Raw genomic sequence first — 14,037 nt, forward strand, 5'->3', positions numbered from 1 at the left:
CCCCCTCGTGCCTATTATTTCGAAGGCTGTTCTGAACGATCCAGCGCTACATTTACCGGCGAATACTCCTGATGCGCATGACCGAAGGCACCGGCAACAGTACCGGCACCACGAAGGATATGAGTCATCGCGCGCATCCCGTAATAGGATGAAAAAAGTAACCCCGGCAACATAGCAACCCCAAAGCCTATCCGCATAAAGCCTTTCACCGCAACCAGTTTAGCCAAGCTCAGCGGTGTTCCGTCGAGCAGCTCAGTCACTGAAAAAGTATTTCCTAACCGATACTGACGCTGAACAATCCACCTCATTTTCAAACGGCTCATAGGAACCTCTTCGTACACAGGCGCACCGGCCGACCATACGATACGCATGCCCAAAGCAACAGCCTTACGGAAAAACATAAAGTCGGAACCTCCCGTCATTCGCATACGCTCGTCAAAACAATGCCGTGTCTTGCGAATAAATGCACGCGAAATCAATACATTATTCGTAGCCGCCTCTCTCAACTGCGCTTGGTCGGCAAATTGCCAGCTATCAAAGACTCGACTTTTAACTAACCACTGCGGCGCAGCTTCCGGGTAGACAGGAATGACCGCGCCAAGCACACAATCTGCACCCGTCGCGCGTTGCGTTTTCAGCAATTCGTCAATCCAGGTATCGCCCGGCCACTCATCATCATCGATGAAGCAAAAGAACTCGGCGTCATCCGGCACCGCAGCAATGCCGGTATTGCGTGCAATGGGAATGCCTTGCGCCGGCTCGGAGATATAATGAACGTCCAACGTACTGCCTGATTGGAACCGTCCTATACTGGCTTTAGCCGAACATTCCTTGTCATTATCGACAACGATGGCCGTCACTCGGAAACTGCGTGCCTGATCGTGGCATTGCTGTCGATCCAAACCTTCCAGAACTCGAATCAAGCCCTGCGGGCGACGATAAGTGATGATAATTACAGCGACATTAATCATAAATCCTCATTTTCAATATTTATCCAGTACGGTATGACGTCATTTTTTGTGACTATCATCCGACAACCCTTAATCCAACCTCTCGCAACACACGTACAATAAATTTTGGATTACCCAACACGTATCTCCGCCACATTCTTCCAGGTTCCCGCAACAACCTGTATACCCATTCAATACCCAGCCGGCGCATCCAAACCGGTGCCCGGTGAACTTCGCTACAAAGGAAATCAAAGAGCGCTCCAACCCCCCATGCAGACAATGTAACTTCCGGCACCAATCGTTCGATCCAGCGTTCCTGCAAGCCATTGCCCATTGCAACAAGAACAAGAGTAGGCTTAGCTGCCCTTATCCTGTCTATAACCTGCCTTTCTTCCGCTTTGGAAAAAAATCCGTGTTGATAGCCGACTATAGTGTGATGAAGCCAACGCTTAGCGAAAACATCTGCACAACGGCTAGCCACATCTGCGTTAGCGCCCAGTAGAAAAATACGTAAAGGCGTGTGGCAATGATCGAGAAAATAGGGAGTGAAATCGGTACCGTTAAGGTTGTCTGGAAACGCTTGCCGATAAAGCAGTTTGCTGGCCAAGTTGATGCCCGATCCATCGTTAAGCAGTAAAAACCGGTTGAGCATGTTTCGAAGCCGGGTATCTTCATAGGCAACATTTGCAAGATTGGCATTCAAAAAAGCCAATCGCACCGGAATCTTCTGCTTGAGTCTGGACTCAAGCAGGGCTAAAGCTTCCTCGCGCGTCATCGCGCTAACATTTAATCCAAAGATTTCACAGCCTTCAACCGAAAGCGAATCAGGGCTGGTTTGTTCCTCAAGCACCGGAATCCTCTGCTTGAGTATTGACTCAAGCTGAGCTAAAACTTCCCCACACATGATCACGGCAGCATCTAAATCGATGACTTCACGGCTTTCAACCGAAAGCGAATCAGGACTGGTTTGTTCCTCAAGCACCGGAACTCTCTGTTTGAGCTTGGACTCAAGCCGGGTTAAAACTTCCCCACACGTAATTACGGCAGCATCTAAATCCAAGACGCCACGGCGCGAATCAGGGCTGGGTTGATCCTCAATCATCGGAATCCTCTGCTTGAGTATTGATTCAAGCTGAGCTAAAACTTCTCCGCACGTAATCACCGCAGTATCTAAATTCAAGACGCCACGGCTTTCAACCGAAAGCGAATCCGTGCTGGTTTGTTCCTCAAGCACCGGAACTCTCTGTTTGAGCCTGGACTCAAGCCGGGCTAAAACTTCCTCACGCATCATCACGGCAACCTCTAAATTCAAGACTCCGCGGCTTTTAACCGCAAACGAATCGGGCCCGGTTTGTTTATCATTCACTAGCAGGGTATTTTTATTCATAACATCTCTTTAATATTGCGATCGCACTGCTGTCCCAATATGCGCAAGTCAAAATCCTGTGACTGAGTGTAAAAACTAATACAGCCTGAACATTTGCAAGCCAAGGGCATGACGAAATTTTCCAGTATTCAGCCAAAACTTGAATGCGCATTTAAGCGCCAGATCTTTACGAAATGGCAAGCAAACCGCCGTAAATGCCAGAAAAACCGGTATCTTGATCAAGGCCATCAGGTAAGTTTGAATGCGCGAGGAAAAAGAGGTCCGCGCAATGATAATGCTGGCGTAGGTCTGGCCGCCTCGCATGTATCGCCTATATAAATGACCGATACGCAAGCGTTCCGGCGGAACGGCTTCATACAGCTTGGCGTTTTCAGATGCCAGCAATACCGCACCGGAAGCATGAAGCCTTGCAAAAAAATCCGTATCCTCTCCACCCGACCGGCCAAACTCTTCCCGAAATCGTAAGCCAAGCCGTTCAATACTTTCCCGACGGACTATCGCATTGCATGTTGAACCCGTATTGACTTGACTACCGTGCAAGCCCACTCTCTTTACAAAGGGCGCTGCCTTACAGACCCAGTTGGGAGCCGTGTCAGGAAACATTGCATCAATGGGCCCAAAAATAGCATCGGCCCCAGAATCTTCGGCCTGCTTAATGAAATTGACCAGCCAATCGGCATCGGCCCACTCGTCGTCGTCAATGAAAGCCAGATAATCGCCATTTGCCGCATTAAGACACGCATTACGTGCAACAGAGATATTGCCGGCCGCGGAAATAACGACCCGAATAGCAAACGGCCAACCGGTTTCCCCGGCCAGCATTAGGCCGACAGCGCCATTTGCGCTGTCATCGGCAATGACAACATCGATTGTCGTATCCACCGGTACGCGACAAGCGGCAATGGAACGCAGCGCAATCAATAGCGACGGCCGCCCTATGCTGGCGATGCAGACCGTCACACTCAGCGCACGCGGTTTTCCAATACTCAATTGGTCATCCATAAATCAATCTTTCCAATCATCAAAGCTGAACCGATACTTGCCCTTTTTCAAATCTTCCTCAATGGACCGGAAAGGTTTCGCGGGAAATCCGGAAATGAGACTGCTATCGCACACAAGTTTAGAAAGGACGACCGATCCGAGCGCAACAATATTATTGTTCCCTATGGATGTACCCGGAGAAAAGCGCACCGCAGAGCCGATGTAGTTATTATCGCCAATGCGGATATCTCTATCTTCAACGCTCAAGCCATGGGTCCAAAACTGACTGCCATGACCGGCAATCCAGCTGCCTTCACCGATAGAAATCTCGCCATAAACGTCGAAGAAATGCTCGTCCAGCACTAAAGAACGAGCGCCCAGCGTCAAACGAGGCGTGTAATGACGTCCCTTGAACCGATCCTGGGTAATATGCCAAGAGCAGGTAAAGCGGTTGCATTTTCCAATCCTGGCGCTATCGCCGATTCGCACATCAATCGGCCCTTTGAACAAATTAAGCATTCCGATATTAACCTGCTCTCCCAATCGGAAACTCGATACCGCTATGACAGTAAGAAAGCCTGTTTTGGATGAAGCCGGAATTTCGTATCCCATCAAGACGCGATAAAACCACCGCCGTAAACCCGCTAACGGCATGGCAGAGATTAACGCTGCAAGCACTATTTTTTTCAATTTCTTCTCCTGGTTTTCATTAACAATATCAGGTAGTAACCTAAATTAAGACTTTGCCTGCTCAACGGCAGGCTCACGCCAAGTTATGCCGCAACATAACAAAAACACCATCCAGAGTGGGACGTAGCTGCGGAACAGACTCGATTCCATCGTGTTGTTCAGCAATACAAACAACAAACAGGTCAATAGCAGCAGACCTGTAAGCCCGTCATGCCGCGCCAAGCGCAGGATGCTCAGGAACAAACCGATAGTCAGGACCGCTACTAATAAAAGGCCGACATAGCCCATCTCCAATACAACGTCAACGTAACCGTTATGGGCTTGTAACAGACCGGCAATAAAACCCTGGCCTAATGCTCGCGCTGCGTCTCCGACGCCCCAGAAAGAGCCGAAACCGTAGCCGACAAATGGCGCCTGATTAATGTAATAGCCGGCAAATGCCCAGATCTTGGTGCGTCCGGTGAATGTGGTATCGTGAAAAATGAGTTCCGATATGTCGCTGATGCCGAATGGAATGAGCAATGAGGCCGCTACAACCGCTACAGCAAAGGTTAAACACATGACGACTGCAATAGTGCGCGCCAGCGAGTCTTGTATCCTGGATAGGCTGACGATCAATCCCGCAAGCAGAGGGGTGACAATCATCAAACCTATAGAGGTTTTAGAATGGCTCACAACGCACAAACCAACTGCCAGTAGCGCCAGAGCGGCAAATATCCAGCGCAAACGGCCTTGATGCCGGGCAGATGCATAGACGATAAAAAAGAAGCCCGTTGTAACAATCTGGCCCAAACCATTCTTCTGGGAATAGATGCCACGATAGCCAAAGTCCGGGACACCCAATAACGGCAGTATGAGCACGTTGATTATGATCACAGCGGCAAAAATCCAGCATACTTTGTCGAGTATCTGTTGCCGGTCAACAACCATGATAAAGGGGGCAACCACACAAAATAACAATAATGCCTGTTGCATTGAGCGTCGCAGACTGATTGCCGGCACATCGCTCCAAAAAGCGCTAACTATCTCCAGCAGCAGATACGCAAACAGCAAGAAGATATGCAAGCGCGCTCTTCTCAGCTCCTTGTTACCTGTGTTCGCCCAAAAGTAACCAACCATTCCTGTCAGCACAAGCCACACGATCTTATTGCTCGCGGTTCCCTCAGATACAGTCTGATTAATGCCCGAGCCAAACTCAGTCTCCGCTGTCGCGGAGAACATCAGCAACGGCGCGATAATCAACGCATAGGCAAACGCCAGCGGAGCAATCCATGACACAATCGCACTAGGAATATTTTTTAGGCTGTCTTCCAGGAGATTCCCGTTGTTCAATTTATTTGTCATGAGAATCCTTGCTTACGTTCGTGAACCTGGTTCGCGCCAAGATATAAAATATACCGGCCGCCGCAACGGCTTCACCGGCAATGACTGATGTTACGGCCCACTCCGGCACGCCAGCCAAACACACACCCAGGAGCACCCCCATTGAAGCGACAGCCCCTATGATTGTCGTTAGCGCAAGCTGTTTGAACTTCCGGCAGGCCTGCACTCCCACCCCGCAGACGGAGCGTATTTGAAAAAGCAGCGTAGCAAGCGCCCACAGCATGACCGTTAAGACCACACCGGAATATTTATCGCCAAAAAAGTGCTGATTCAGAAAAGGCCATGCGAACCATAGCGCGGTCGAGAAAGCAATATTCAATACGATGAAGCTGAGTACAGATATGCCCAGTAAACGGAAAAACTGACCCGAATTGCTTTCTTCTGCCAATACGGAAAGATGCGGCCTGGCAACACGACTCCACGCGGAAGCAACCAGATTAAGCGGCCCGAAAAAAACGCGTCCCGCCTGGATATTCCCAACGGCTGCTGTGCCAAAGATTGCTCCAACGACAAAAACATAGCCTCGGTTCTGAGCCTCCGTTGTTGCAACGCCTATCAAGCTCCAGGAAGCTTCTTTCCATACTCCGGGATACAGTTCCTTACATGTTTGCCACGGACTTTGCAGGATACTGCGTATTTCGCCTATGAAAGAAGGCAGCATAACCATCAGGTTTGCTAAAGCCAGTGCATTCAAACAAAATGAAAGAGAAAACGCATGAGGTTCAAGATACAGATACGCATAAACAAACTCGGCAGCAGCCATAATCGCAAAAAATCCATCATCGATTAATACCGATTTGAGCCTGCCAACCACTATGGCCCGATTTCGAAGATATTCCCGAAATAAACTGGTAGCCAAATAAAATCCAATTGCAGTAATTGTTGGCATGCCCCAGTCTAACTCCGGGAATATGGCGAACAAAAAACTGCTCAAAAACGCGACAATGCAAATCAAAATATTGACGACTGAAAATAATGTCCGAAGCTGCTTTTTTCTTACTCCGGATGTTACGGTAGGCAGCATTACAGAGGCGGGCGTATTCACCATGGCATTCTGAATGCCGACCAGTAAAAATCCCACCGACAGGATAATCCCGAACTTGCCGTATTCCTGTGGACTCCATGCTTTGATAAGAACCAAGTTCAATGCAAAGTTGAATGCTGAAACCAAGCCTTGATCCACAATTGAAATTGCAACGCGCTTTTTCAAAACCAGACCCCGCCGACCTTTCTCTGAGCATTAACCGGCCGACAACCAGCGCTCCAGGATACGGGGAGAATGTTATGCTGCATCTGCATTACCATTTCATTCATAGGCTTCATTGCTGTTATAAAAAGTACTGCCAATCAGGCGTTTCCGATTTTCAGGGGATAGCGCCTTCAAAAGCGCCTTGATGAAATCTTCCTGCGCCGGATAAGCCACAGCCTCATCGCCCAGACTGGAAACCCGGAAAACCATGCCATCGGGGACTTTCCCGGTCAGGCCGTATTTCAATTGTGCCAGTTTCCATTGACGACTGTTGATAGTCATTGTGTCCCCTATTGTTATCCAATAGGTGACTGGCTCGACTCTAGCGCCTTGAATTGCCAACATCCGTTTGACCGGAACAGTTCCAAAACCCGTATTAAAAATACCGGCCACGTTCTTTAGTATCTGAAACCCTTGAGCGCTGTAACAGACTTCGGGCTTGTGGACCTGCATCATGTCGCTTTGATCATTTCCATAAGCAATCGACAGCATGATTCGCCTGCCTTCATCGTCGATATAAGCCCGCGACAGGGTCTGACTATAAAGTTTATTTATCAAGGACTGCCTGACGGGATTCACTAACGGATATATCAAGCTGTCGTCCTCTCGCCAATGGCCAAATTGCTTGGGAAACATAGTTTCCAGGTTAATTTGCGTTTGTTGTTCCGCTATTTTTTGCACCGGCTTTAAGAGCACAGCAACGTACGCCGTCAACAGCATCAACATCAACATAGTTAAAGCTCTAAGCTGGAACGGTCGAGTGCTTGTGACCGGCAATTGAGAGTGTCTGATTTCCATGGTGATCTTTGCGCCAGGCTTAAATCTTGGTTGTCAGGCTTGGCGGCACAAAAACCGGCTCTGGAAATATTTTTCTCAGCAAGCTGTCCAGGCTAAAAAACACCAGCATTGCCACTGTAAACATAATAATTCCAGCCGCGTTATGCAGAACCCCTTGCCCCGCTTCATCGCCTAAATGGTAAGTTATCAGGACCAGTAAAATAACCCGCACCACGTTGGCAAAGAAGGCGACCGGTATAATGCTCAAAAACAAAAACAGGCGGTGTTTCCAGTTTTTGTAGGCGCTCAGGTGCTGATAGAGCAAGCCTACGGCTGATAATGAAAATAGCGTGTGTAATCCTGAGCAGGCATCGGCAACCAAAAGCTGATACTTACCGATCAGCAAAGATACACCGACCCGGGCAATGGGGTATCCAGCCCAATAAAGGATCTGTTCCGCTATCAAGGATATTATCTGCTTTAATGGTCCAGTGATTTCATCAACCAGAAATCCAGGCAGGGGAATCATAAAGACGACAAATAACAGAGGAAATAATACCTGCTTAACCGCATCAATTCCTACGGTAATAAGTAGGCTGCCCCCCACCACAAAAATGATAGAACCGATTTCAAATATCAAGATTTCCTGGGAACGACCCACTGCGTAAAACAACAGTCCTGATAGCAATACCAGACTGCCTGACCATAAATTACTGGTGTTAGTCGATGCGATGAATAAACGACGCTTTTGCCAAAACAAGTAAACCGTTACCGCCAATATAAAAGGTCCATGCCCCTGCTCTTCTTTGTTCCAGAGGCCGCAGGCCAGGTCGTAAAAAGTCGGCACATATAAAACCGCCAAACCTAACAGCACCGGCCAAGCCATTTTAATGCCGCAATCTCGACACCATTCTGATACAGAGGTCATCACCGATAGTTTCCGCTTAGTTCATTACCACGCCGAGCAGTTCTGCTCCGGTGGTGAAAAGCTGGCTTTTAACCCGTAATGCATCGGCCATCCGGGTTTGGTCACGACGAACAACCAGAACGCAACAGCCGGCCCGTGCTGCAACAATTTGTGCATCGGCATTGTCCAATGCGGGCGGAGTATCACAAATAATGCTGTCGTATTTTTGCCCGACGGCTTCCAGCATCTGGCTAAAACTTGTGCGACTGAGAAGCTCTTGGGGATTAGGCGGTAAAGCCCCGGCACAGAGAATTGAGAGATTGGCAAAGGGTTTAACAGGTGTGATGGCATCGGAATAATGAATGCGGCCTGCCAGTACACTGGATAATCCCAGTTGATTGTCCAATCCGAATAGCTGGTGTTGGTTAGGGTTACGTAAGTTGGCATCTATCAGCAAGGTTCGCTCACCCAACTGCGAAATTTCAATGGCCAAGTTGGCAGCAAGCTGGCTGCTTCCATCTTCATGCTGGGTGCTTATTAAAGCCAGCGCTTTTCTATGTCCGCCAAACCAGCGCAGCATAAGTTGGCTACGCAGGGCGCGCAAAGCTTCGCACTGACTGCTATTTGGCTGATAAGCGGCAAACAGCTCCGAACTTAAACCGCTCTCGTTATCAACCTGCAAGCAAGAGTAATCGAACTGACGGGCAAGCGCGCGTAAAATATCATCTTCTTTAAGCAAGCCAAGGCGAAGAGCTGCTTCGCCGAAACGCAAATGATATTCGCGCTGCACTTGTGAAATTTGTTCAATGCTTTGTTCCGTCAACTTACCTGACGCAACCAGCAATTTGCCGATTTTGGTATCAACCGGCGGCATGAAAGGTCTGTCCAGGATATTTTCAACTACGCTATTCATATTAAATTTTCCAAAATTCATCTGGCTTTTAGTAGGAACAAGGCTAGCCCTGTTTAAGGGTTACTCATGACGGGTATTTCTCCCAATACAACCAAGCCTAGTCCTTCAGAAATATCTTCCGTTGTACGCAAACGCCGATCAAACAGTTCCGCGAGCAGCGCAAAACCTGTACCCAGAAAAGTGCCTAGAAAGAGCGACAACAGCAAATTTAGCCGGGTTTTTGGACTGGCTGGTTTTAACGGGGGAACGGCCGGATTAAGGACCGCGATATTACTTTGATCGATCTGGCTTTCTAAATGCACCTGGCCTGCACGTTGCGAAGCCGCATCATAAGCATTTTGTGCGTTCTCGACTTCTTTGGTAAGCACATCAAGCACGTCTCTTTGTTGTTTTAAATTAAAAATGCGTTGTTTTTGATTTTCCATCGCTTTTTGCAGTTCTTGTGCTCTGTGTTGGTCAATTTCTGCCGCTTGCCTTACCGATCCGATGGCATTATTGATCTCTACTTCCATTTTTGTGCGCAATGAAGCCAGTTCCGCGGCAGCGCTTTGATATTGAGGATGTTTTTTTCCATAGCGCTCGCTAAGTTCGGCTAATTTAGCCCCCGCTTTTACAACATCCGACTTCATGCTTTGCAGCAATGTGTTGCCTAAAAGATCAGGCAGCTCCTGCAAATGTTTTTTTACGGTCGCCTGAGCCATTTGCCTTAACCGGGTTTGGCTATCGTAAACTTGCGCCTGAACAACAACCAGTTGACTGGAAATCTCCGCCAGCCGGGCACTCTCTAAATCCAGCCTTTGACTATCAGCTGCAACAATGCCATGTTCACGTTGCGCTGTGGAGAGTTTTTCCTGCGCCGCCTGGACATCTTTTCTCAAGTTCAGAGTCTGTCCTTCAAACCATTCATTCTGGCGTTTTGCCGGCTCAACTTTAAGGTCCAGCACGGTTTGAATGTAAGCATCGCCAAAAGCATTAGCCAATGTAGCGGCAAATTGCGGTTCCTCACTGGTGTAATTTATGTGGATTATGCTGCTTTCTCTTGAAGGTTTAACATCCAGGCTTTTTAGTAAAGCGTCGGCCAGCCAATCCCGAATGGTACCTTCCTCATTTGTGGCTTCTATATATTGCTCCTTAACCTGAGCAATATCGGTCAGGTGTAACTGATCAACCACCCGCAAGGCGACAGCATGACTGGAAATAATATCAACCTGTGTCGCCATATAACCGGGTATTAATTGTGATATTACCTGTGAAGATAGTGTAAGGCCGGTTAATGGATCGGCATTTTTACTATCGGTAACCACAGACACGGTTGCAATATAGCGTTTCGGTAAAAACAGGCTGACCGTCAAGGCAATCAAAAGAGTTATAGCCACAGTCAACAATAAAATATTTTTGTGCGCTCTAAGAATCAATAGTAATTGGTTAAATCTCATGACTTACAACCAACTTTCTTTTACGTACAACACATCATCCGCCTGTAATAAGCTAAAGTCTTCCACATCTATCTCCTGTTCTTTACCTTCTGCATCGCGGCGTTTAACAATAGGCGCCGGCCAGCTTTCCGCGCCTTTGGGTGTTAAGCCGCCTCCTGCCGAAATTGCCTGGGCAATGGACATGTTTTTTGCCAATTTATAAGAACCGGGCCGTTGTACTTCACCGTAGATATAAAACATAGGCGCACGCGGCACAACGATGACATCGCCATTGGTAACGGCGTAATTTTGTGTGCGATCTCCTGCCAGCAATGCGTTCAAATCTATAGTTACCTTGCTGCCGTTACTATGCAATAACGTAGCGAAATCAGCCGCTGGAGGCACTTCGGTAATACCACCCGCCTGAGCCAGCAAATCGATGACATGACCGGATACTTCAAGCGGATAAATACCGGGTTTATTAACCAGGCCCAATACATTGACTTTCTGGCTTACAAACTGGGTGACCACGAGGGTGACTTGGGGCGCTTTAATAAAATCACCATCGTTCAGTCGCCGGGTAATCAATCGTTCCGCTTCGGCGACTGTTTTTCCGCCAAGACTTACCTCGCCGAGCAATGGAAAACTTATATTGCCCGTCTCACTGACGCGTATCTCCGTTGTTAAATCGGGGTATTCATAAACACTGATTTTAATAACATCCCCGGAACCCAAGCGGTAATCTTTATTAATTTCATCCGACCAAGCCATTTCGAACACGCTAAGCCGAAACAATACGATTACTGTAAGCAAAAATCTCATATTCATCATAGAAGGACTCTTATTTAATTTGGGACAAACCTTGTTCCAGAATTTTTTGTTTATCGCGTTCTGGTTTGGTGTCGGAAGGAGGCGCGGCTTGCTGTTCTGCTTGTGCGGACGCAATGGTTTTATCCTGTTCGGCAAAATCTCCCTGATACACAATGGTCGCCGCCGCATGTAGCTGTTTAAGGTGCTCGTCCAGTATTTGTTTGTTACGTGTATTGACAAGAAACTTTTCAATCTGAACTTGCGCCTGCTCCAGACTAATCGGATGCTCAGCGAAATTGATCACCTGCATCAACAATTGTTTTGACTGCGTTTGAGGCACAATGAGGATATCGCCGACTTTAGCATTGGCAAAAGTACTTAGCATTTCCAAAGGCAACTGTTCAGCAGACTTGGTCACCGTTTCTTCCAGAAACTTGATTTGATATTGTTTAAGCAACTCTCTGACGTGTTCAACTGTTGAAGCCTGACCTAGTGACACATTAAGAGCAGGATCAAGTTTTGGCGTTTCCAGATTAAAAAGTTGGAATTGATAAATGCGTCGTTTGGCAAAAAGATCCGGATGTTGCTGATAATACTCCTGCTTGGCTTGAGCGCTAACCGGGGCAGGATTCAGCACGTGGCGCTGTACATAAGATTGTGAGAGTATTTCCCGCTGGGCATTCTCTAGCGTCATCATCGTATCCGGATCGCGATCCAGTTGGTTTGAAAGGGCTTTTTGAACTAACAATTCCTGACCGATCAAACTGTCCAGTGCTTTACGCGAGGCACCGTCTGCCGAACCACTGACGCCTGAAGCTTTTATCACTTCATTGACTTGGTGTATGGTGATTTCAGAATCATTGACCTTGGCAGCCACTTGAGTAGACTGTTTTTCGGTTAAGTCCTTACCACAGCCAGCCGCGGCCAACATAGATAACGCTAAAACACTGTTAGCCAGATTTCTGGCAACAACTCTTTTATCAACACGTTCAAAATAAATTCCACTCATTAATTCTTTGGTCCCCTTTGTCGAGTTAATATGCATTTTTGTCACCCAGCAAGACCCCTACGGTCCGCAATATAATTTGCAAATCCAGCCCAAAAGACCAGTTCCGTAAGTAGTCGAGATCATATTCAATCCGCGCGGCCATCTTATCCAGACTATCGGTTTCGCCCCGAAAACCGTTGATTTGCGCCCAACCGGTGATACCGGGTTTTACTTTGTGGCGAATCATGTAACCTTTTATGAGTTGCCGATAAAGTTCGTTGTGAGAAACGGCATGGGGTCTAGGGCCAACGATGCTCATTCGTCCCTGCAAGACATTAATGAATTGGGGCAGCTCATCCAGTGAGGTTCTGCGTAAAAAACCGCCAAAACGAGTAATTCGCGCATCATTACGTTTGGCTTGTTCAATAACACCGCTATTTTCAGAAACAGTCATAGAGCGAAATTTATAAACCCAGATTTCTTCGCCATTCAAGCCATAACGTCGCTGTTTGAATAGCACCGCACCTGGAGAACTCAGCTTGATACCTATAGCAATTAAAATAAACACCGGAATAAGGGGAATCATCAACAACAAAGCAATAACAATGTCACTCAACCGTTTCTGGAGACTCCGCAAACCATAAAACGGAGTTTCACACACAGCAACGACAGGCACATTGCAGACTTGATCGAAACGTGCCTGAATCAGATCGGCAATAAACAAATCGGGTACGAAATAAATTGATGCGGTAGAGTCGCGCATGGCATCCAATAATTCTATGATTCGCGGCTGATTAGCCATTGGCAACGTAATGAACACCACATGCACCCCGTTCCGACGGACAAATTCAGGCAGCATTTTAATAGTACCCAAAATTTTTTCACCATCCGGTACAAAAACCCTGTCAAGGCTTCTGTTTTCAAAAAAACCCAAAAAATCAAGGTCGGAAAATCTATCCATTCGACTGTTTTTAACCAGTTGCAAGCCCAGGACATCCAGCCCGACAATTACCGCCTTACGTTTTCCGGATTTATGTTTTAAAAAGAAACCCAGCAATAAAAGCACAGTAATTTGTATTAAAAAGAGCGCAAAAGGCGTGACAACACCCCAGACTTGAATTCCCGGTTCGAAAACCAAGTAACCGAAACCGGATAGTTCAAAAATGAACCAGAGAACCATCAACATTAGCAACCAGCGCAGTAAAATATCCAGGAAACTGCGTAGCCAGGGAAACCGATTCTCTACCCGATAAATACAGACTCCATCCATAAAATGGATGGAGGCAAAAAAAACCACGACCATCATCAACAAAAAAACGCCTGACAATGGCCTTTGCCAATACATAAAGCTGCCAGCTAACAGGCTAACGATGCTAATGGGATACAGCAGGTTCTTTATAATAAACAGCACTGGCCTGCCCAACGCTATCAAGCTTCCGCTTTGGATGCCGGATTTAGAAGCCAATCTTGTCATATCTGTTTTTGCGTCCATACATTTTACTAATGTAATTTCTTTTAGAATTCAGTTGTATTTGAGGTTTCCGCACCATAATCGTATGAGACGGCCTCAGCATATGCCACGTAGTC

At 47.4% G+C, this 14,037-nt stretch carries 13 protein-coding genes; all 13 read right to left on the reverse strand.

Annotated elements, in window-relative coordinates:
* Positions 1–14: 14 nt before the first annotated feature.
* Entirely contained in the window at positions 15–971 is a 957-nt protein-coding gene (locus tag Q8L79_RS05375; protein WP_305268656.1) for a glycosyltransferase family 2 protein, read from the reverse strand.
* A gap of 55 nt (positions 972–1,026) precedes the next feature.
* Positions 1,027–2,337, reverse strand: coding sequence for a WecB/TagA/CpsF family glycosyltransferase (locus Q8L79_RS05380; protein WP_305268659.1), 1,311 nt, complete (start codon positions 2,335–2,337; stop codon positions 1,027–1,029).
* 75 nt (positions 2,338–2,412) lie between these two features.
* Positions 2,413–3,339, reverse strand: coding sequence for a glycosyltransferase family 2 protein (locus Q8L79_RS05385; protein ID WP_305268663.1), 927 nt, complete (start codon positions 3,337–3,339; stop codon positions 2,413–2,415).
* 3 nt (positions 3,340–3,342) lie between these two features.
* Complete coding sequence (locus Q8L79_RS05390; protein ID WP_305268665.1) at positions 3,343–4,008, reverse strand: hypothetical protein; 666 nt, start codon at positions 4,006–4,008, stop codon at positions 3,343–3,345.
* 45 nt (positions 4,009–4,053) lie between these two features.
* Positions 4,054–5,352, reverse strand: a complete 1,299-nt coding sequence (locus Q8L79_RS05395) for an O-antigen ligase (RefSeq protein WP_305268667.1) — start codon at positions 5,350–5,352, stop codon at positions 4,054–4,056.
* Complete coding sequence (locus Q8L79_RS05400) at positions 5,342–6,601, reverse strand: lipopolysaccharide biosynthesis protein (protein ID WP_305268670.1); 1,260 nt, start codon at positions 6,599–6,601, stop codon at positions 5,342–5,344. Before Q8L79_RS05400 ends, Q8L79_RS05395 begins: the two co-directional genes overlap by 11 nt.
* A 96-nt stretch (positions 6,602–6,697) precedes the next feature.
* On the reverse strand, positions 6,698–7,438 hold the full coding sequence (epsI, locus tag Q8L79_RS05405) for an exosortase-associated protein EpsI, B-type (RefSeq protein WP_305268671.1): 741 nt from the start codon (positions 7,436–7,438) through the stop codon (positions 6,698–6,700).
* Between the two features lie 19 nt (positions 7,439–7,457).
* A complete protein-coding gene (xrtB, locus tag Q8L79_RS05410) occupies positions 7,458–8,345 on the reverse strand; it encodes an exosortase B (RefSeq protein WP_305268673.1) in 888 nt (295 codons plus the stop codon).
* A gap of 16 nt (positions 8,346–8,361) precedes the next feature.
* The gene (gene epsG, locus Q8L79_RS05415) at positions 8,362–9,237 is read right to left on the reverse strand and encodes a chain length determinant protein tyrosine kinase EpsG (RefSeq protein WP_305268675.1); all 876 of its coding nucleotides are present in this window, start codon (positions 9,235–9,237) and stop codon (positions 8,362–8,364) included.
* Positions 9,238–9,290: 53 nt separating this feature from the next.
* Positions 9,291–10,673: a chain length determinant protein EpsF gene (gene epsF, locus Q8L79_RS05420; RefSeq protein WP_305268678.1), complete on the reverse strand. Its 1,383-nt coding sequence runs from the start codon at positions 10,671–10,673 to the stop codon at positions 9,291–9,293.
* Positions 10,674–10,676: 3 nt separating this feature from the next.
* Positions 10,677–11,483, reverse strand: a complete 807-nt coding sequence (gene epsE, locus Q8L79_RS05425) for a polysaccharide export protein EpsE (protein ID WP_305268682.1) — start codon at positions 11,481–11,483, stop codon at positions 10,677–10,679.
* A 10-nt stretch (positions 11,484–11,493) separates the two neighbouring features.
* Positions 11,494–12,471 carry an EpsD family peptidyl-prolyl cis-trans isomerase gene (locus tag Q8L79_RS05430; protein WP_305268685.1) on the reverse strand — a complete coding sequence of 326 codons (978 nt, stop codon included), beginning with the start codon at positions 12,469–12,471 and terminating at the stop codon, positions 11,494–11,496.
* A 25-nt stretch (positions 12,472–12,496) separates the two neighbouring features.
* Complete coding sequence (locus Q8L79_RS05435; protein ID WP_305268688.1) at positions 12,497–13,942, reverse strand: undecaprenyl-phosphate glucose phosphotransferase; 1,446 nt, start codon at positions 13,940–13,942, stop codon at positions 12,497–12,499.
* Positions 13,943–14,037 lie beyond the last annotated feature (95 nt).

Origin of the sequence: Methylobacter sp. (assembly GCF_030680395.1) — a bacterium.
In the GTDB taxonomy this organism is placed as follows: domain Bacteria; phylum Pseudomonadota; class Gammaproteobacteria; order Methylococcales; family Methylomonadaceae; genus Methylobacter_A.